Below are 19,966 nucleotides of genomic sequence, written 5' to 3'. Positions count from 1 at the left end.
ATATTAGGCTAGAATATTATTTTAGATATGTAGAGAAAATAACAAGAGGAAAAGTTGATATATAATGAGTTATAAATTAATTTCATTAACAAATCATTTTGTTGTAATAATACCTGTTATCTTAATGAAGAAATTGCTTCCTCTTTGTATTAAATCTATTGACTTTAATGGATATTTAGAGTAACATAATGATAATATATTTTAGTACAATAAAGCGATGAAGTGGTAAATGAATGAAGGGGGTGCCCATTTGATGAATAAGTGGAAAAAATACGTGGTGGAAGGCACCAATGATATTTTGTTTGAACAATGTGCGGCAAAGAATGTTATTACTAATAATATTAGAAATGTATTTCAAAGGTATGGTTTTTTGGAACTGCAGACACCTACATTAGAATTCTATGATGTCTTCAATTTCTCAAATCATCCTGTAGATGATGAGAAGATTTATAAACTTGTTGATTATAAAGGAAGAATTCTTACCTTAAGACCTGATTTTACAATTCCTATAGCAAGAGTATATTCAACTAAGATAAAAAAAGGAACAGTTCGATTAAGCTATTTTGGACAGGTGTATAGAGCAAATGAGCATAATCATGGTAAGAATAATGAAATAACTCAATGTGGTATAGAAATTATAGGAGCCGAAAATATTAGAGCTGAGATTCTCCTACTTTTAACTGCTATAGATGCATTAAAAGAAGCTGGAATTGATGGTTTTAAGATAGAGATAGGACAGAGTCAATTCTATAAAGCATTAACAGAAGAATTGAAGTTTGATGATGAAGAAAAGCTTCAACTTCAAACCTTAATAATGAATAGAAATATCGGTTCATTATATTCTTTCTTAAATTCCAAAAGGGATAAATTAGATGAGAAAAGCTATGAACTTTTAAAGAAGCTTCCACAGCTTTTTGGAGGAATTGAGATTGTTGATGAAGCTGAAAAGCTTATAGAATCACAAAAAGCATTAAATGCATTAAGCGAACTAAGATACATTTATGATACTTTAAATAATCTAGGATATTCTCAGTATATATCAATAGATTTAGCAATGATTCAAGATTTTGATTATTATACTGGAGCAGTATTTAAGGGATATGTAAGAGAGCTTGGAGAAGAAATACTAAGCGGTGGTAGATATGATAGTCTTATAGGTGAGTTTGGAGATGCTACTCCAGCAGCAGGTTTAGGACTTAATATTGATAATATACTAAAAGTATTAACTGAAAAAAGGCAGATAAATGATTTTAATAACGAAGAGGGCATTATTTACTTTGACAAAGAATGTCTTAAAACTGCTTTAGAGCTATTAGGCAGTTTAAATAATGGCAATATTAAATGGAACTTATCTCTTCAAGATAACTTACAAGACGCAATTAAGTGCTGTAAGAATGCGGGTATCGGTAACTTGATTCAGGTTACTGAGAAAGGTATATTTAAATATAAGATTGATGGAGAAGAAAGTTTTGTGGGAGAGATGACTTATGGAGAGAATTAGGATTGCACTAACAAAAGGGAGACTAGAAAAGGAAGCTATTAAGATATTTGATGGTATCGGGGTAGATACAAGTGAACTTAAGGATAAAGGTAGAAAGCTTGTGTTTAAAAGTAATAACTTCCCAGTAGAATTTGTTTTAGTAAAAGCTCAGGATGTAATTACTTATGTAGAGCATGGCGTTGTGGACATGGGCATAGTGGGCAAGGATACTATTTTAGAAAATCAAACAAATTTCTATGAAGTTGTTGATTTATCAGTGGGAAAATGTTTCTTTGCTTTAGCTTCTCTTCCATCTTTTAAGGAACTTCCTTCATATCATAGGAAAATTATAGCTACTAAATATACAAAGGTAGCACATGATTTCTTCAGAGAAAAGGGAGAAGATGTTGAAATTATAAAAATAGAAGGATCTGTAGAACTTGCTCCAATTTTAGGACTTGCAGATGCTATCGTAGATATAGTAGAAACGGGATCTACATTAAAAGAAAATGGACTTATTATATTTGAAAAAATATGTGATATAAGTGCAAGATTGATAGTAAACAAAGCAAGTATGAAGATGAAGAAAAAAGAAGTTTTAGATATCGTAGATAGAATCGAAAATTATATTAAACAAAATGGAGGAAAGAAAGTTGATTAAAATATATTCTTCATTAGATGAGATAAAAAGCTTCTTTGAGATTTTAAAGAAAAGAGGCGGAGAAGATAATCACGAGGCTTTAAAAAGTGTAGAAGCAATCCTAGCAAATGTTAAAGAAAAAGGTGATGAAGCCTTATTAAAATACACAAAAGATTTTGATGGTGTTGAGCTTCAAAATCTTAAGGTAACAGAAGAAGAAGTAGAAGAAGCTATGAATTTGGTAGCTCCTGAACTTATAAGTGTTATTAATAAAGCCATATCTAATATAAGAAAATATCATGAAAAGCAAGTAAGAAACTCTTGGATGATGACTGAAGAGAACGGAATTGTTATGGGTCAAAAGGTTATGGCTCTTGAAAAAGTAGGAGTATATGTGCCAGGAGGAAGTGCAGCATATCCATCTTCCGTTTTAATGAATGTAATTCCTGCAAAGATTGCTGGTGTAAGTAAAATATGTATGGTGACACCACCTCAAAAAAATGGTAAGGTAAATCCAGATATTTTAGCTGCTGCAAAATTAGCAGGAGTAGATGAGATATACAAAATTGGAGGAGCTCAAGCAGTTGCAGCTCTAAGCTTTGGCACAGAAACAGTACCAAAGGTAGATAAGATTGTGGGACCTGGAAATATATATGTTGCTTTAGCAAAGAAGCTATGTTATGGAACAGTTGATATTGATATGATTGCAGGACCAAGTGAAATTCTTGTAATAAGTGACGAAAAGTCAGATCCATCATTCTTAGCAGCAGACTTGATGTCTCAAGCAGAGCATGATAGATTAGCTTCTTCAGTTCTTATAACAACAAGTGCTGAGTTAGCTGCAAAGGTTAAAGAACAACTAGCTATTCAAGTGGAGAAATTAGAAAGAAAAGATATAATAGTGGATTCACTTCAAAGATATGGTGGTATTCTGTTAGTATCTTCTATAGATGAAGCTATAGAACTGAGCAATGAAATTGCTCCTGAGCACTTAGAACTTATGGTAGAAAAACCATTTGATATTCTTGGAAAGATAAAACATGCAGGATCAATATTCTTAGGTTCTTACTGTCCTGAACCATTAGGAGATTATATGGCAGGTCCTAACCATGTTCTTCCTACAACTGGAACTGCAAGATTCTATTCACCTCTATCCGTTGATGATTATGTAAAAAAATCAAGCTTTTTATACTATCCAAAAGCAGCGTTAGCGGAAGTGAAAGATGATGTTATAACTTTTACAAAGCATGAAGGTTTAACTGCTCACGGTAATTCTGTTAAGGTAAGATTTGATAATGAATAATTTACTTGCTGCCATTTCATAAAGTGAAATGCGGCTAAAGCTGGGCAGGGTCGATGCCTGTCAGTTTTATTTTAGGGAAGATTTAAAGACTTTTAATAGTGTTAAGAGTATTTTGATAAGAGGTGAAGATAGTGAGAGTAGGAGAAGTTAAAAGAAAAACTGGTGAAACTGATATAGATATAAAGTTAAACCTAGATGGTGAAGGAAACTATGAGATTGAAACAGGCGTAGGCTTTTTTGATCATATGTTAACTTTACTATCAAAGCATTCTCTTATTGATTTAAAGGTAAAGTGTAAAGGTGACTTAGAGATAGATGGTCACCACACTGTAGAGGATATTGGAATTGCTTTAGGTAAGGCGTTATCTCAAGCTTTAGGAGATAAAAGTGGAATTAAAAGATATGGAACTTCCTATGTACCGATGGATGAAGCTTTAGGATTTGTTTCTTTAGACTTAAGTGGAAGAGGATTCTTAGTTCTAGATGCTCCTTTCGATATGTCAAAATCTATAGGAGAGTTTGATGTTGAATTAGTAGAAGAATTTTTTAGAGCTTTAGCAACTAATGGCGGCATAACTCTTCATGCAAAAGTATTTTACGGAAGAAACCACCATCATATGGTGGAGGCGTTGTTTAAAGCTTTAGGAAGAGCACTAAGAGAAGCAGTAACAAAGGATGAAAAGATAAAAGGCGTTATGTCTACAAAAGGTATTCTTTAATCTGAGAGGTGATAATATGATAGCAATTATTGATTATGGTATGGGAAATTTAAGAAGTGTAGAAAAGGCTCTTGAAGCTTTAGGAATAGAGTCAAAAATCACTGATGATCCACAAGAAATTCGTGATAGTAAGGCTATAATACTTCCTGGTGTTGGGGCTTTCCCAGCAGCAATGAAGAGAATTAAAGAAAAAGAGTTAGATAAGCTTTTAAAAGAAGAGGTTGCAAAAGGTAAACTTCTTTTAGGAATATGTCTTGGTATGCAGCTTCTCTTTGAATCAAGTGATGAAGTAGAATTTACAGAGGGTTTAGGATTTATACAAGGTCATGTGAAAAAGCTTCAAATAAAGGAAAAGGTTCCTCACATGGGATGGAACAATTTAAAGTTTAATGAGAAGAGTCCATTTTTAAATGGAATAGATGAAGGAAGTTATGTATACTTTGTACATTCTTTCTATGCAGACACGAAAATGGAAAATGTTAATGCTTATACTGAATATGAGGTAGTTGTACCAGCAGTAGTATCTAATAAAAATGTAGTAGGATTTCAATTCCACCCAGAAAAAAGCGGTACTATAGGATTAAAGATGCTAGAAAACATAAAGGAGTGGATAAAGTGATAATTTTACCAGCAATAGATTTGAAGGACGGAAAGTGTGTAAGACTTTACAAGGGAGAAGAAAGTTCAACTCACGTAGTTGCAGAGAGTGCAATAGAGATGGCTCTAACCTTTGAAAGAAGTGGAGCAAAATACATTCATATGGTAGATTTAGATGGAGCTTTTAGTGGAAGTCAAAAGAACCTAGACACTATAGAAGAGGTAGTTAAGAGTGTTTCTATCCCTGTTGAAGTTGGTGGCGGAATAAGAAATATGGAAGTTGTTGAAAAGCTTATTTCTATAGGTGTATCAAGAGTTATTCTTGGAACAGCGGCTTTAAAGGATGAAGAATTTTTAAAGGAAGCTGTAAAAAAATATGGAGATAAAATTGCTGTCGGTATTGATTTTAAAGATGGCAAGGTTGCAATAAAAGGATGGGTTGAAGTAACAGAGGTAGGATATTTAGAATTTGCTGCTAAACTTGAAACTTTAGGAGTAAAAACTATAATAGTTACTGATATATCTAAAGATGGTACTCTTGAAGGACCAAACCTTGATATGTTAAAAGAATTAAAAGAAAAAGTTAATATAAATATCATTGCTTCTGGTGGAATAAAGGATATTGAGAATATAAAGGATCTAAATGCTTTAGGAGTTTATGGTGCAATAACTGGAAAAGCGATTTACTCAGGTACATTAGATCTTAAAGAAGCTATAGCAGTATGTTCTTAATTAAGATAAACAACTTCATTCCTTAAACAATTCATGAAAATAGCCTCGACATGCAATGCTTTTTCATGAATTATACATTCAGCTATGAAGTTGTATATCTAGAATTAAAGATAAATAACTTTAATTCTAAATTTAGTTATAAAATCGTTTATCTGTAAAAGAGCCTAAATTTACTTAAAGGGGGCTAAAGAAATGCTTACGAAGAGAATAATACCATGCTTAGATGTAAAAATGGGCAGGGTAGTAAAAGGTATAAATTTTTTAGGGTTAAAAGATGTTGGAGACCCTGTTGAGATAGCAAAATACTATAATGATGAAGGTGCTGATGAGCTGGTATTCCTAGACATTACTGCTAGCCATGAAGGAAGAAAAACTATGCTTGATGTGGTTGAGAGAACTGCAGCAGAAGTTTTTATTCCGTTAACAGTAGGTGGAGGAATAAGTTCTCTAGATGATATAAAAACTATTTTAAGAGCAGGCGCAGATAAAGTTTCTATAAATTCAGCAGCAGTTAGAAATCCTCAACTTGTGACAGATGGGGCTGAAATCTTTGGAAGTCAATGTATTGTAGTTGCTTTAGATGCTAGAAAAATACAAGATGGTAGTGAGTGGCATATCACAATTAATGGTGGAAGAATTGATACAGGTATAGATGCTCTTGAATTCGCTAAGGAAGTGGAAAAAAGAGGAGCAGGAGAAATTCTTCTAACAAGCATGGATGCTGATGGCACTAAAGAGGGCTTCGATTGTGAGCTTCTTAATGCTCTTTGTGATGTAGTAAACATTCCAGTAATCGCTTCTGGAGGATGTGGAACTATAGGGCACTTTAGAGATGTATTTGAAAACACTAAAGCAGATGCTGCTCTTGCAGCTTCAATATTCCACTATAAAGAAGCTTCAATAAAAGAGGTAAAAGAACACTTAAGAAAATATGAGATACCAGTGAGATTATAAACGAGGTGAGAGAATGTATCCGGATTTTTCAAAAGGATTAATTCCTACAATCATAGTGGAGGCTTCAACAAATGAAGTTCTTATGCTAGCATATATGAATGAGGAGTCCTATAAAAAGACTTTAGAAACTAAAACCACGTGGTTTTACAGCCGTTCAAGAGATAAGCTTTGGAACAAAGGAGAAACCTCAGGACATTTTCAAAAGGTATTGGAGATATTAATAGATTGTGATGAGGATACTCTTTTAATAAAGGTAGAGCAAAAGGGACCTGCTTGCCATACAGGAGCAAAGAGCTGTTTTTATAGAAAAGTATTATAATTTGGAGTGAAATTATGGAAAGAAAAGATGTACTTAAGGATCTTTATGAGTTAGTTTTAGATAGAAAGCAAAATCCGCAAGAAGGATCATATACAAATTATCTTTTTTCAAAGGGAAGAGATAAGATACTTAAAAAGGTAGGAGAAGAAGCTACTGAGGTAATCATTGAAGGAAAAAATCCAGAAGGAAAAACAACCGCAGTTAGTGAAATTTGTGACTTACTTTACCATCTTACAGTTCTTATGGCAGATATGGATATAGATTTAGATGCTGTATATAGTGAGCTAGATGAGAGAAGAAAAAAGATGGGAAACCTTAAAGCTGAAAGAAAAGAGATAGTAGATTTATAATTGGGATCTTAATGAGGTATCAATTATTTAAAAACTTAAAGAATTAATAGTAAATGTAACTCAACCAGGTAACAGCAGTTTCAGCAGACAACGAAATGGTTGAGTTATATTTTTTTTTACAATTATAAACGTATACATAACAATGTTATCATGAATTTAGACTTTTTTTATTGTATAATCAATATAAAGAAATAGTAAAAATATAATAAAAGATTTATATAAATAATTTGTTTGAGGTGAAGTTATGAGTTTTACAAAGTTAATGAGTGCTGTTTTTGGTGTAATATTTATTATTATTCTTTATGCAATTATATACTATTCACTAAAAATTATGTACAAGGATGTTAAAGGTGGAGGAAGAAAAAAGGTATCTACTGGGAGAAGGGCTCATGGGTTAGAGGTACTAGAATCCGGAGAAAATAAGAGCTTGAAAATTGGTTCTATTATACCTGTAAGAACAACCATAACCCTTGGAAGAAAGGAGGACAATTCTATAGTTCTTCATGATCAATTTGTTTCAGGTTATCATGCTAAATTATATGTTAGAAATAATGAATTCTTCCTTGAAGATTTAGAAAGTACTAATGGAACATTTATAAATAAACAAAGAATCTCTGGAAGAGTGAGATTAAAGATAGAAGATGAAATTAGACTTGGAAGCACTATTTTTAAAGTTATAGATTAAAAATAAGCACGTTTAACATTTAATAGATTTCAGAAAATAATTATTATATTAGATGTTTTTTGAAGTTTAAAATTTGTTATTAACTTGTTTGTTGTGATGAGGTGAAGTTATGGGTTCATTAAAATACGAAAAAAGACTTTTAATAATTTCATATTTACTTTGTATAGCCCTTTTTATTAACTTGGCATTATTAAGTGACACCATAGATAAAGGGGCTTTAATTATGGGTGGAGTACTTATAATACTTATTTTTTATGGACATTTTGTCTTAGGAAGATTTTTTCCTGATGGAGATAAGTTTCTTCTAATTTTTGCATCTATTTTATCCTTTATAGGGATAGCGATGTTATATAGACTTAATCCCCAAGTAGCTGTAAAGCAGCTTATTTGGTTTGTTGCGGGTATAACTACTTATATTCTTATAGTTGTACTTTTACCTGATTTAAAGAGTTTCGTTAAGTATAAGTATATATACTTAGCTGTAACATTAATATTTATGTCTATGGCTCTTATTGCAGGACAAGAGGTATATGGAGCAAAGAACTGGGTAATAATTGGAGGCTTTAGCTTTCAACCTTCAGAGATTGGAAAGATATTTTTAGTTTTATACCTTTCTTCAGCATTATCGACCTATGATGATAAAAAAACCCTCTCAGGAGATTTTAAGCAACTTGTTGAACCAGCTTTAGTGGTTATGGCTTCATTAGGTTGTATGGTACTACAGCGGGATTTAGGTTCGGCATTAATTTTCTTTGGTATTTCTATCACTATGGTTTACATCGCAACTTCAGGATTTAAGTACGTTGTAACTGGACTTCTGTTGTTTGCTGGTGGAGCAGTAGTTAGTTATAGCCTTTTTGGTCACGTAAGAAGAAGAGTTCTTATATGGAAAGACTTATGGAAATATGCAAATAACGAAAGTTATCAAATAGTTCAAGGTTTATTTGCTATATCTTCAGGTGGTTTTTTTGGATCAGGTCTAAAACAAGGTTATCCTGGATTTGTACCAGTTAATGAAACAGATTTTATATTTGCTGTAATTTGTGAAGAATTAGGTATTGTTTTCGGTATAGGTATAATGCTGCTTTATTTTCTTTTATTTTATAGGGGTATAAGAGCGGCTTTAAGTGCAGAAGATAGATTTTCTCAACTTAATGCAGTGGGTTTTAGTGCTATGATTGCCATGCAGGTATTAGTTATTATAGGAGGAGTTTATGCTGTAATCCCATTAACAGGTATTGCTCTCCCACTAATAAGTTATGGTGGTACTTCAATGCTTACTATGTTTTTTGCGTTAGGGATACTTCAGAAGATATCAGAGGAGGGCTAGTATGAATGATATATTAGATAACATAAAAAAAGTACTTGTAGTATATCTTGTATTAATAATTGCTCTTATATCATATATAGCCTACTTTCAGCTTTTTAAAGCACCTGCAATAGCAGAAAAATCTGAAAATAAAAGATTATGGGCAAAGAGAAATGAAGTATTGAGAGGCACTATCTACGATAGAAATAAAAATGCTCTTACTGCTTCAAGTAAAAATAATGTTCTTATACAAAATAGGGAGTATAAGGGTGGAGCACTTTATTCACATGTGCTTGGATATGTAAATCCTACGTATGGAATAACTGGTCTTGAAAATAAATATGATAATGATTTAACTAATTATAAAAGTTTAACTCTTCAAAGTTTCTTAAAGTCTCTAAATGTAATGGAAGCTTTTAAAGATAGAAATAAGAAGGAAGAAAAGATAGGAAATAGTTTAATTACTTCATTAGATGATAAAGTACAAAAGGCAGCTTTCGATGCCCTTGGAGATAATAAAGGATCAATAGTGGTGTTAAATCCTAAGACAGGAGAAATTCTTGCAATGGTATCAAAACCAACCTTTGATCCTAATAATCTTGCTGAAGTTATGAAGAAGGCTAACTCACAGTCTTATGAAGAGTCTCCATTGTTGAATAGAGCAGTATCGGGACTTTATCCTCCAGGGTCAACTTTTAAAATTGTAACTTTAACATCTGCTATAGAAAATATAAGTGGAGTAACAAATAGAACTTTTAATGATAATGGAAAAATAGTATTCAATTCAAAACAATCATTAAGTAATTTACATGGAAATGCCTATGGTAGTATAAGCTTAAAAGAAGCTTTAGCAGTGTCCTCTAATGTTGTATTTGGAGGTCTTGCATTAGAATTAGGAAACGATAAGCTTAAAGCAACTGCTGAAAAGTATGGATTTAATAAAAATCTTCCATCAGATGGAATTGTTATGGAAGATAGTAGATTTCCAAAACTTAAGGATTATGAAAAAGGGAGTATAGCTCAGTCTGGAATAGGTCAGAGTAAAATATTGGCTACTCCAATTCAAATGGCTTTAGTAGCAAGTACTGTAGCTAATAATGGTATTATGATGGAGCCTAAACTAGTTAATGAAGTAGTAAATAAAGATGGAGAATTAGTAAGAAAAATTCCATCTACGGCTATAAGTACTGTTATTTCTCAAGATGTTTCTAATATAATTAAGGGCTATATGAAGAATCTTGTTGATGAGAGAATTAATAGGGATTGGGGAGTATTTAAAGGAACAAATGCGGCAGGTAAAACAGGAACCGCTGACTACCAACTTCCTAATGGAAGAGATGCAGAACCACACTCATGGTTTATAGGTTTTGCTCCAGCAGATAATCCACAGGTTGCAGTGGCAGTAATTGTGGAAAATGGAGGTGCTGGTGGAGGATTGGCAGCTCAAGCAGCAGGAAAGGTAATAAGAACTGCATTAGGAAGGTAACAAAGATATGATATATTTATATAATAGCAGGAGGTGAGAAAAATTTTTGACTTTGAATACCATCTAAAAACACTTCCTGATAAACCAGGAGTTTACATAATGAAAAATTCCCTTGGAGAAGTAATATATGTTGGTAAGGCAAAGGTATTAAAAAATAGAGTAAGACAGTATTTTCAAAGTTCAAGAAGCCATTCGGAAAAGACCAAAGCTATGGTTAGAAACATTGCAGAGTTTGAATATATTGTAACTGATTCTGAGATGGAAGCCCTGCTATTAGAGTGTAACTTAATAAAAAAGTACAGCCCAAAGTATAATATTGCATTAAAAGATGATAAATTCTATCCATTTATAAAGATTACTACTAATGAAGATTTTCCAAGAGTTTATGTAACTAGAAATTTTGCTAAGGATGGAAATATGTATTTTGGGCCATATACTAATGCGACAGCAGTATATGAAACTATTAATCTTATAAAGAAAATATTTCCATTGAGAAATTGTAAAAGGGTAATAGCTGAAGATGGAGAACTTACGAGACCCTGTTTGAATTATCATATAAAGCAGTGTAAAGCTCCTTGTGGTGGACATATATCAAAAAAGGAGTATATAGATATGATCAATGAAATCATAAATATACTCAGTGGCAAAGATGCTAATATAATCAAAGAATTAAGCAAGCAGATGGATGAGGCAGCTCAGAATCTTGAATTTGAGGAGGCTGCAAAGTTAAGGGATAAGATTTTAGCTGTTGAAGCCATAGGAGAAAAGCAAAAGATGTTCACTGCAAAAGAAGCTGATGAAGATTTTATCCACATATTTAGTGATGAGAAGGATACTTGCATTCAAATCTTTTTTTTACGAGAAGGAAAAGTTACTGGAAGAGAACACTTTATGTTTGAGGATAGAGCTAATGATGAAATAGGTGAACTAATATCAGAGTTTATCACTTCTTTCTATGGTGGAACTGCTCAAGTTCCTAAGCATATTTATGTACCAGAACTAGAGGATTTAGAACTTATAGAGGAATTTTTAACTGTAAAAAGAGGCTCAAAAGTTTGGATTAAAGTTCCTAAAAGAGGCGAAAAGAAAGAAATGCTAGAAATGGTGAAAAATAATGCAAGGGTTACTCTAGAGCAATTTAAGGATAAAATGCTTAAGGATAAGGAAATAAACAGGGTGGCACTTACAGAGTTAGCAAACTTGTTAGAGTTAGAGGAAATACCTGTGAGGATAGAAGCTTATGACATTTCTAACATCCAGGGGATGGACTCTGTAGGAACCATGATAGTTTTCGAAGAGGGCAGGGCAAAGAATTCTGATTACAGAAGATTTAGAATTAAAACTGTTCAAGGAGCAAATGATTACGATAGTATGAGAGAAGTATTGGAAAGAAGATTCTTACACGGGTTAGAAGAGTTAAGGGCGATTCAAGAAAGAAGTCTTGAGTTTTCCAAAGGGAAATTTTCTATATTTCCTGACCTCATAATGATGGATGGAGGAAAAGGACAGATAAATGTTGCACTGGAGGTTTTAAAGAATTTTAACATAGATATTCCAGTATGCGGCATGGTAAAGGATGATAAGCATCACACAAGAGGTCTTATCTTTAATAATCAGGAGATTATTTTAAGAAGAAGCTCTAACCTGATTCATATGATAACAAGAATTCAGGATGAGGTACATAGATTTGCCATAACTTATCATCGATCCTTAAGAGACAAAAGAACCCTTCACTCTATACTGGAGGATATCCCTAATGTTGGAGAGAAGAGAAGAAAGAATCTTCTTATAAAGTTTGGTAGTGTAGAGAACATTAAGAAGGCTACTTATGAAGAACTCTTAGAAACACCAAGCATAGATAAAAAAGCTGCAGAAAGTATAAGGAGTTACTTCTCATCAAAGAATCAAAGGTAAACTTAATTCCTAAATTTGTGAAAAAGAAGTAATATAGATAAACAACTTCATAACTGAACTTATAATTCAGAAAAAGGCATTGCATATCGAGGCTATTTTCCTGAATTGAGTATGGATTGAAGTTGTTTATTTTTATTAAAAACAAAATAATTAATAATGCAATAGTTGGGATAATTTGTAAAAAACATAAAAAAATTAACTTATTTAATCAAAAAAGGAAAAAATTTAGACTTAAACCTTGATTAAAGGGCAGTAATTATCTTATACTATTTAATTGAATGTAAAAAATAATTTTGAGGAGTTTGGATGATGAATCATTATGTAGATTTTAGCAAAGTGCTTTTAAGCGTTTATGACGAAAATGATATAGAGTTAAATTCTCCAATGGGTGAACACATATATTTTAAAGTTGGTGGCCCTGTTGATATACTTGTTAATCCTAGAAGTAAGGAACAAGTAGTTAAAACCATAGGTCTCTGCAAGGAATATAATGTACCATACATTATAATTGGAAATGGTTCTAATATTCTAGTTAGAGATGGTGGAATAAGAGGTGTTGTTATAAAGATATGTAAACTTGACAACATATCTGTTAATTGTAATGAGATTGTAGCGGAGTGCGGTGCACTACTTTCAGATGTATCTAAAATTGCTTTAGAGCGCAGTCTTACAGGTTTTGAATTTGCTTGTGGTATCCCAGGTAGTGTAGGTGGAGCTGTGTTCATGAATGCAGGAGCTTATGATGGAGAGATTTCTTTTGTTATTAAAGAAGCAGAAGTTATAGATGATAAGAACAATATTATAACTTTAAGCAAAGAAGAAATGGAACTAGGTTATAGAACTAGCGCTATAATGTCAAAGGGATATGTGGTTTTGAGTGCAACTTTTGTACTTAAAAAAGGAGAGTATAATTTAATAAAACAAAGAATAGATGAACTAACAAGAAAAAGAGAAGAAAAACAACCTCTAGAATATCCTTCTGCTGGTAGTACATTTAAAAGACCACCAGGATACTTTGCTGGAAAGCTTATTCAGGATGCTGGATTAAAAGGCTTTACTATAGGTGGTGCCGCTGTTTCAGAAAAACATTCAGGTTTTGTTATAAACAAGGGTGGAGCTACAGCGAAGGATGTACTTGATCTTATTGAACATATAAAGATAACTGTAAAGGAAAGGTTCGATGTGGATCTACATCCGGAGGTTAGGATAATAGGCGAAGATTAAAAGGCTGCTAAGTTAGCAGCCTTTTTTTGATGCCATTTTTTTAGCTTTAATATACTGTGGAATAATGTGGACTAAACATGAAAATACTAAAACAAGTTACAGTAATGAACATATGAGTGGGTTTATAGTTTTATTTACAAATTACAGATAAACAACTTTGATAGAAATTTGAGATATAAAGCTAAATGAAATTATAAAGTAATATCAAGGATAGATAGATTTTATCCATCAGTTAAAGGAGAGATTACCTAAGAGTCACGCCACTTTAGTGGTGTAAGGTTCAAACGTAAATACTAACTAAATATCAATTTTAGTTATCTTTAATAAAGGCTGAGATGGTGATATATATGATACGAATTTTAAGTGATAGTTTGGTTGAGAACTTAAATACCATAAGAAGTGATTTAGGCAATAGTAGCGACATTGTTATACGAGAATTTATTATAGGAGAAGAAGAGAAGGTTAAAGCTGCAGTTATATATGTTGATGGGCTTATAGATAAAGATTTTGTTCAAAAGTTTATACTTAAGACCTTGATGATTGAGATAAGAAAAGTAGATTTGAGAGGGATTTGTTCTAGGGAAAAAGGCTGGTTTCAAATTTTAAAGGATTTTTCAATTTCTGTTGCAGATATTAAAGAAGCAGAGGATATGGACTCTCTCTACTTAAGTCTTTTATCTGGAGATACTATAATTCTTATAGATTATTCCAATAAAGCCTTTTTAGCAAGCTCAAGAGGATGGCAGGGGAGAGGAATTGAGGAACCTACTTCCCAGAGCTTAATCAAAGGACCTAAAGAAGGGTTTACTGAGACTTTAAGAACAAATACTGCTCTTATAAGAAGACGGATAAAGGATACAAATCTTAGGATTGAAACTGTGGTAGTTGGAAAAAGATCAAAGACAGAGGTAGTAATTGCATATATTAATGGATTAGCAGATGATAAAGTAGTTAATGAAGTAAAAAGTAGAATTAATCAAATTGATGTGGACTATGTAATAGGAAGTAGTGCGATTGAGGAGTTAATTCAAGATTCAAAGTATAGTCCGTATCCTACTATATACAATACAGAAAGACCGGACTCTTTATCTGCTGGAATATTAGAAGGGAGAGTAGGAATTATAGTTGATGGTACTCCCTTTGCTATGCTTGTACCTGCATTGTTTATTCACTTCTTTCAGTCAAGTGAGGATTATTACATTGGATCTCTTACGGGTAGTTTTAAAAGGGTTCTAAGGTATTCCGCATATTTTCTTACTCTATTAACACCAGGAACGCTTGTAGCACTTTTAAGCTTTCATCATGAAATGATGCCAACAACTTTATTTATTAGTATAGCAGCTCAAAGAGCAGCAGTTCCATTTCCTATATCAATAGAAGTTATGCTATTAGAAGTTATGTTTGAGGTATTAAGAGAGGCAGCTGTAAGAATGCCTAGGCTAGTTGGACCTACTATTTCTATCGTAGGAGCATTAGTTCTTGGTCAGGCAGCTGTAGAAGCAGGTATTTTTTCATCTATAACAATTATAGTTATTGCAGTTACAGGTATAGCCTCCAATATGAGTTCTACTATTAATATGGGTTTTTCAGTTGCAATGCTAAGGTTTATTTTCATATTTTTAGGGGCCACCTTTGGTATACCTGGTATAGCTATTGGATCTTTTATAAATATTTTTCACCTTTGTGCATTAAAATCCTTTGGTACACCTTATTTAAGTTATTTGGCTCCTTTTAATGCACCAGCACAGAGAGACACGATAATAAGATTAACTTCTGGAAAAATACTAAAGGTTATTAAGAAAAAAGTTTAAAAGTAAGAGGTAAAAGGTATGTATAAAAAAATCTTTTGTATTATGTTAATTAATATATTTTTCTTTTCTTTAATGGGGTGCTGGGGGAAAAGAGAGATTAATGAAAATTTTCAAGCTATTGGTATTGGTATAGATAAGAAAGAAGATCACTACTTAATTACTTATCAGATTATAAATCCAGAAGAGGTTAGTGGCAAGGAAAAAACTGGAACTACGCCAGTAATTACCGTTGAAGCTGAAGGAGCAAGCATATCTGAGGCTTCAAGAAGATTAACATTAAAAGTTTCTAAAAAAGTAAATATACCACATCTTAGAGTTTTGGTTTTGGGAGAGAGTTTTGCTAGGGAAGGAATAAAGGATGCTTTAGACTTTTTTATTAGAAATCGTGACGCTAGAAGTAACTTTTATATTGTAGTAGCAAAAGGTGGAACTGCCTCGGATGTACTTAAAGTATTCACTCCATTGCAGAAGATTCCAGCAGAAAAAATACATGATAGCTTAGAAACAGCTCAAGAATTCTGGTCACCTGCTACAACTATAAGAAAGTATGAACTATTAAGTGATGTAGGTGCTGAAGCTAAAGATCCTATACTAACAGGCATATTGGTGAAAGGTAAAAAGGACGTTGGAATGACGAGGAGGAATGTTGAAACAATAGAACAAGAAGCATATATTGAAGTAGGGACAATAGGAGTGTTTAAGGGAGATAAGCTTGTTGGATGGCTTGATGAAAATGAAAGTTCAATTACTAATTCCATATTAAGAAAGGTTAAAAATACAATTAGAGTATATTCTTATGTAGGTTATCCGATAAGCTTAGAGATACAAAAATTAAGGAGCAAAATAAAGGTAGTAAATGATAAAGGTAAACCTAAAATTATCTATTATGAAGATATAGTAGGCGATATTGCAGAGGTAACGGATGATATTAAAATTAAAGATCCTCAAGTTATTAAGAAATTTGAAAAATATGTAGAAGAATTTATAAAGTTAAGAGCAGAAAATGCTATAAAAAGAGTTCAGCAGGATTTTCATGCTGATATATTTGGGTTTGGATTAGAAATTAGTAGACAGCATCCTAAGCTTTGGGAAAAGGTAAAGGATAATTGGGATAAAGAATTTGCTAAACTTCCTGTAGAAGTTATTGTAACGGTAAGGGTAAATGATACGGGAGTTATAATAGATCCAATAGAGATTAAATAACCCTAAAGAGGTGAGGTTATTGAATAATAATTTAATAAGCAACAAGCAGCTTTTTATGATTATGGTTTTATATCAATTAGGAAGCGCCTTAGTAGTACCATTAGGTATATCTGCTAGGCAGGATGCATGGGAAGCTATTTTAATGGGCATGATAGGCGGGATATTGTTAGCGTTTATATATACATATATTTATATGAAAAATGGAGTTGTCCCCTCTTTTCAAAAAATTATGACAAATGTGTTAGGAAAGAATTTTGGCAGTATATTAACGTTCATATATATTATGTTCTTTATGTATATTGCATCAAGAGTACTTACTGATTTTAGACTGCTACTTTTAGCAACTGTTTTGCCTGAAACTCCTGTTATAGTAATAACAATACTTTTAACTTTACCTATAATTTATGCTTGTTATCATGGAGCAGAAATTATAGGAAGAGCAAGTGAAATATTTTTTACAATAGTTATTTTAACTCTTATAGCTATTTATATCTTAGTATCTGTAAATAAGTTAGTTCACCTAGAAAGTTTAAAGCCTATATTTGGTGTTGGAGCACGAACTATTTTCAAGACTGTTTTTCCTGTATTAGTAGCAATACCCTTTGGAGAAACAATTGTTTTTATGAATTTATTTTCAAAGGTAAATGTTCAAGAAAGCATAAGAAAAACAGTTATCTCATCAATGGTTTTAAGTGGTATTTTATTAAGTTTTACTGTAGCTATGAATATATCAGTAATTTCATTATCTGTTATGGAACGTTCTACGTTTCCTCTTTTACTCACTGTAAGTATGGTTAAAATTGGAGAATTTCTTGAAAGATTCGATGTAATGGCAGTTATTCTGTTAATGGTAGGTGGTTCTTTTAAGATACTAACATTTTTTTATTCTAGTGTTGAAATGTTAATAGATTTATCCAATTCACCTTCAAAAAACAGGGTTCCAATAATATTTTTTTTAGGTGTAGTACTAGTGGCTATGTCTGGATTTATGGGAAAAAGTGTTCCTGAACATTATTATGTAGGGTTAGATGTTGTAACTAAGCACTTACACATACCTTTAATGATGATTATTCCAGCATTATTGGCGATTATAAGTTTTTTTAAAAGTAGAAATGTGAATAGAAAAATGCCTAAATAGTATGTGTCGCTAACTATTATTTCAAAAACAGGTAGTTTTTTTTAAGTTGCTGCATAAAATTATATATAATTAATTTATAGAGGTGCATGTATGTACTTCAATCTAAATGAATACTTAGAACATATAGATAATTTTAAAGATCAGAGAGACAATATGTTTGGACAAATGCCTATACCAGTAATGGTGCCGTGTTACCATTGGATTTATGGATTTCAAATGTTAGGTAATGAAATAGAAAATGATTATTTAGGTAACCAGATGAATAATGTTATAAATGTACCTCCTCCTTGTAGTCCAGTTACTTTATCTTACATGGACCATTGGATTCCAGAAGTTTCATTAGATGAAATGGCTAAAACTGATTATGATGTAATCATTGTTGGGACTGGTATGGGGGGAGGGGCCGCACTTTGGAGATTGTGTGAGCAGTGGAAAAACAGCGGTAAGCGAATTGGTATTGTTGAAGCAGGAGGGTTTTTATTACCTACACATGCACAAAACATTGCCACCATGAATATGGAGCGTTTTGACAGATATCTTTTAAATCCTAAAATATCAAAACAATATAAAATGCAGCTTCCTGAGTTTTCAGGTGCAGCAGAAGTTATAGCTCTTGGGGGAAGAAGTTTATTTTGGACTTGTGCCTGTCCACGTCTTTACTCTGAAGAATTTAAGAACTGGCCGATTACATCAGATGAAATAGCAGACTACTATTATATTGCCGAGGAAGTTATGAATGTTTCAAAGATATATTCAGAACAATCTACATTCAATAAAATTCTTTTAAATCGATTAATTACTAAGGGTTTTACTGAGGCAACGACAGTTCCATTAGCTACTGATCTTGTACCAACAAACTATGCACAAATACACTCCAACGTGTTTTTTGATTCTAATTCTTTCTTTGGAAGAGCTTTGAACAATAGGCAATTCGATTTAGCTGTAAATGCTCGTGTTGCTAAAGTGCTAATAGAAAAAAATAAAGTTACAGGAGTAAAGGTATTTTCTAAGGAGAAGAAACCGTACTTCCTTAAAGCCAAAACTGTTATTTTATCAGCAAGTACCCTTGAAACTCCTCGTATTTTATTAAATTCAGAAATACGAAGTAGCACTATTGGTCATTATTTAATTAACCATTCTTTTATTACAGCTACAGGAAAAGTAAATATTAGTAATTTTTCTGATCTTATTGGACCAATTAGTCTTCTAGTTCCTCAAGCATTTAAACGCCCATACCAGATACAATTAAAAGGACCGAATGGGTATTATTGGTATCACTATAAACGACCTTCAGGAGAGCAGTGGGAATTTACTTTACAAGGCTTTGGAAGTGTAGAGCCACGATATGAAAATAGAATATTCTTAGATCCTACAAAATTAGATGAGTATGGAGTGCCTGAAATTCAAGCTGAGTTTTCCTATAGTGAAAATGATCAGTATGTAATCCGTCAAATGACTAGAACTTTAGAACAAGTAGCTTCAGCAATGGATGCACAGTTAGTTTCACAGATTTGTTTGCAGCCTCCAGGATTTGACTTTCATGAAGCGGGAACTTGTAGAATGGGGAATGATCCTAATACTTCAGCTACTAATAGGTATGGCCAGATTCATGGAGTAACCGGACTTTATGTAGCTGATAAAAGTGTATTACCTACCGTAGGAGGCGCTAATCCAACATTATCAGTTGTAGCATTAGCTGCTCGTACAGTAGACCATATTGTAGATCAACTTAAATAAATCTATATTTATAGATTTATAATTTCATAATTAAACTTTATAATTCAGGCCATACAAGTTCATATTGAATTAAGAATTGAACTTGTATAGCCTAGAAAAAGTATTGCATGTCGAGGCTATTTTCAGGAATTGTTTAACGATTAAAGTTGTTTATCTCTAAATAAAAAGAGGGTGTTTCACTCAAGGTTAGAACGCCTTCTTTTCATTTGTCTCCATTTCATAAAGTGAAATCTAGCTAAAGCTGAGCAAGGTCGATGCTTATTGAGTTTTGTTTTGGATTTATTTACATAGAATTGATAGTATAGATTATTAATGCAAAGTATACCCATTTGTTCCTTGTATAATTTGGACAAACATTGAAAATA

At 32.4% G+C, this 19,966-nt stretch carries 18 protein-coding genes; all 18 read left to right on the top strand.

All coding sequences use genetic code 11. From position 1 onward, the window contains the following. Window positions 1–253 precede the first annotated feature (253 nt). The 18 genes from hisZ to CPJCM30710_RS04375 all read left to right on the top strand — a co-directional run bounded on the left by hisZ (window position 254) and on the right by CPJCM30710_RS04375 (window position 19,601). Window positions 254–1,501 carry an ATP phosphoribosyltransferase regulatory subunit gene (gene hisZ, locus CPJCM30710_RS04460; protein WP_212902977.1) on the top strand — a complete coding sequence of 416 codons (1,248 nt, stop codon included), beginning with the start codon at window positions 254–256 and terminating at the stop codon, window positions 1,499–1,501. Then, complete coding sequence (hisG, locus tag CPJCM30710_RS04455; RefSeq protein ID WP_212902976.1) at window positions 1,488–2,141, top strand: ATP phosphoribosyltransferase; 654 nt, start codon at window positions 1,488–1,490, stop codon at window positions 2,139–2,141. The genes hisZ and hisG overlap by 14 nt, the downstream gene beginning before the upstream one ends. After that, window positions 2,119–3,423: a histidinol dehydrogenase gene (gene hisD, locus CPJCM30710_RS04450; protein WP_212902975.1), complete on the top strand. Its 1,305-nt coding sequence runs from the start codon at window positions 2,119–2,121 to the stop codon at window positions 3,421–3,423. Before hisG ends, hisD begins: the two co-directional genes overlap by 23 nt. A 128-nt stretch (window positions 3,424–3,551) precedes the next feature. Beyond that, window positions 3,552–4,142 (top strand): imidazoleglycerol-phosphate dehydratase HisB, encoded by a 591-nt coding sequence (gene hisB / locus CPJCM30710_RS04445; protein WP_212903051.1) that lies wholly within the window; start codon window positions 3,552–3,554, stop codon window positions 4,140–4,142. A gap of 16 nt (window positions 4,143–4,158) precedes the next feature. Next, window positions 4,159–4,761, top strand: coding sequence for an imidazole glycerol phosphate synthase subunit HisH (gene hisH / locus CPJCM30710_RS04440; protein WP_212902974.1), 603 nt, complete (start codon window positions 4,159–4,161; stop codon window positions 4,759–4,761). Next, window positions 4,758–5,471 (top strand): 1-(5-phosphoribosyl)-5-[(5-phosphoribosylamino)methylideneamino]imidazole-4-carboxamide isomerase, encoded by a 714-nt coding sequence (gene hisA, locus CPJCM30710_RS04435; RefSeq protein WP_212902973.1) that lies wholly within the window; start codon window positions 4,758–4,760, stop codon window positions 5,469–5,471. The genes hisH and hisA overlap by 4 nt, the downstream gene beginning before the upstream one ends. 192 nt (window positions 5,472–5,663) lie before the next feature. After that, window positions 5,664–6,425: an imidazole glycerol phosphate synthase subunit HisF gene (gene hisF, locus CPJCM30710_RS04430; protein ID WP_212902972.1), complete on the top strand. Its 762-nt coding sequence runs from the start codon at window positions 5,664–5,666 to the stop codon at window positions 6,423–6,425. Between the two features lie 13 nt (window positions 6,426–6,438). After that, window positions 6,439–6,744 (top strand): phosphoribosyl-AMP cyclohydrolase, encoded by a 306-nt coding sequence (gene hisI / locus CPJCM30710_RS04425; RefSeq protein WP_212902971.1) that lies wholly within the window; start codon window positions 6,439–6,441, stop codon window positions 6,742–6,744. A 14-nt stretch (window positions 6,745–6,758) separates the two neighbouring features. After that, window positions 6,759–7,094, top strand: coding sequence for a phosphoribosyl-ATP diphosphatase (hisE, locus tag CPJCM30710_RS04420; RefSeq protein WP_212902970.1), 336 nt, complete (start codon window positions 6,759–6,761; stop codon window positions 7,092–7,094). A 244-nt stretch (window positions 7,095–7,338) separates the two neighbouring features. Beyond that, entirely contained in the window at window positions 7,339–7,779 is a 441-nt protein-coding gene (locus CPJCM30710_RS04415) for an FHA domain-containing protein (RefSeq protein ID WP_212902969.1), read from the top strand. A gap of 109 nt (window positions 7,780–7,888) precedes the next feature. Beyond that, window positions 7,889–9,109: an FtsW/RodA/SpoVE family cell cycle protein gene (locus CPJCM30710_RS04410; protein WP_212902968.1), complete on the top strand. Its 1,221-nt coding sequence runs from the start codon at window positions 7,889–7,891 to the stop codon at window positions 9,107–9,109. 1 nt (window position 9,110) lies between these two features. Then, window positions 9,111–10,574, top strand: coding sequence for a peptidoglycan D,D-transpeptidase FtsI family protein (locus CPJCM30710_RS04405; RefSeq protein ID WP_212902967.1), 1,464 nt, complete (start codon window positions 9,111–9,113; stop codon window positions 10,572–10,574). A gap of 42 nt (window positions 10,575–10,616) precedes the next feature. Next, window positions 10,617–12,488 carry an excinuclease ABC subunit UvrC gene (gene uvrC / locus CPJCM30710_RS04400; RefSeq protein ID WP_212903050.1) on the top strand — a complete coding sequence of 624 codons (1,872 nt, stop codon included), beginning with the start codon at window positions 10,617–10,619 and terminating at the stop codon, window positions 12,486–12,488. Window positions 12,489–12,797: 309 nt separating this feature from the next. Continuing rightward, window positions 12,798–13,712 carry a UDP-N-acetylmuramate dehydrogenase gene (gene murB / locus CPJCM30710_RS04395; RefSeq protein WP_212902966.1) on the top strand — a complete coding sequence of 305 codons (915 nt, stop codon included), beginning with the start codon at window positions 12,798–12,800 and terminating at the stop codon, window positions 13,710–13,712. Window positions 13,713–14,059: 347 nt separating this feature from the next. Further along, window positions 14,060–15,523 carry a spore germination protein gene (locus CPJCM30710_RS04390; protein WP_212902965.1) on the top strand — a complete coding sequence of 488 codons (1,464 nt, stop codon included), beginning with the start codon at window positions 14,060–14,062 and terminating at the stop codon, window positions 15,521–15,523. An 18-nt stretch (window positions 15,524–15,541) separates the two neighbouring features. After that, window positions 15,542–16,726, top strand: coding sequence for a Ger(x)C family spore germination protein (locus CPJCM30710_RS04385; RefSeq protein ID WP_212902964.1), 1,185 nt, complete (start codon window positions 15,542–15,544; stop codon window positions 16,724–16,726). Window positions 16,727–16,745: 19 nt separating this feature from the next. Then, a complete protein-coding gene (locus CPJCM30710_RS04380; protein ID WP_212902963.1) occupies window positions 16,746–17,864 on the top strand; it encodes a GerAB/ArcD/ProY family transporter in 1,119 nt (372 codons plus the stop codon). Window positions 17,865–17,954: 90 nt separating this feature from the next. Further along, on the top strand, window positions 17,955–19,601 hold the full coding sequence (locus CPJCM30710_RS04375) for a GMC oxidoreductase (protein ID WP_212902962.1): 1,647 nt from the start codon (window positions 17,955–17,957) through the stop codon (window positions 19,599–19,601). Window positions 19,602–19,966: the final 365 nt, after the last annotated feature.

Source organism: Clostridium polyendosporum (genome assembly GCF_018332455.1).
GTDB classification, from domain to species: Bacteria; Bacillota; Clostridia; order Clostridiales; family Clostridiaceae; genus Clostridium_AY; species Clostridium_AY polyendosporum.
Note: the sequence above shows the minus strand (reverse complement) of the source record. Positions and strands in the feature narration are given on the sequence as shown.

What these genes read in the sequence shown, in the direction of transcription:
- hisD (WP_212902975.1), top strand. Translation starts at nt 2,119, where the DNA reads ATGGAGGAAAGAAAGTTGATTAAAATATATTCTTCATTAGATGAGATA.
- CPJCM30710_RS04375 (WP_212902962.1), top strand. Translation starts at nt 17,955, where the DNA reads ATGTACTTCAATCTAAATGAATACTTAGAACATATAGATAATTTTAAA.
- murB (WP_212902966.1), top strand. Translation starts at nt 12,798, where the DNA reads ATGAATCATTATGTAGATTTTAGCAAAGTGCTTTTAAGCGTTTATGAC.
- hisH (WP_212902974.1), top strand. Translation starts at nt 4,159, where the DNA reads ATGATAGCAATTATTGATTATGGTATGGGAAATTTAAGAAGTGTAGAA.
- hisG (WP_212902976.1), top strand. Translation starts at nt 1,488, where the DNA reads ATGGAGAGAATTAGGATTGCACTAACAAAAGGGAGACTAGAAAAGGAA.
- hisZ (WP_212902977.1), top strand. Translation starts at nt 254, where the DNA reads ATGAATAAGTGGAAAAAATACGTGGTGGAAGGCACCAATGATATTTTG.
- CPJCM30710_RS04405 (WP_212902967.1), top strand. Translation starts at nt 9,111, where the DNA reads ATGAATGATATATTAGATAACATAAAAAAAGTACTTGTAGTATATCTT.
- CPJCM30710_RS04390 (WP_212902965.1), top strand. Translation starts at nt 14,060, where the DNA reads ATGATACGAATTTTAAGTGATAGTTTGGTTGAGAACTTAAATACCATA.
- CPJCM30710_RS04415 (WP_212902969.1), top strand. Translation starts at nt 7,339, where the DNA reads ATGAGTTTTACAAAGTTAATGAGTGCTGTTTTTGGTGTAATATTTATT.
- CPJCM30710_RS04385 (WP_212902964.1), top strand. Translation starts at nt 15,542, where the DNA reads ATGTATAAAAAAATCTTTTGTATTATGTTAATTAATATATTTTTCTTT.
- hisF (WP_212902972.1), top strand. Translation starts at nt 5,664, where the DNA reads ATGCTTACGAAGAGAATAATACCATGCTTAGATGTAAAAATGGGCAGG.
- CPJCM30710_RS04410 (WP_212902968.1), top strand. Translation starts at nt 7,889, where the DNA reads ATGGGTTCATTAAAATACGAAAAAAGACTTTTAATAATTTCATATTTA.
- hisE (WP_212902970.1), top strand. Translation starts at nt 6,759, where the DNA reads ATGGAAAGAAAAGATGTACTTAAGGATCTTTATGAGTTAGTTTTAGAT.
- hisI (WP_212902971.1), top strand. Translation starts at nt 6,439, where the DNA reads ATGTATCCGGATTTTTCAAAAGGATTAATTCCTACAATCATAGTGGAG.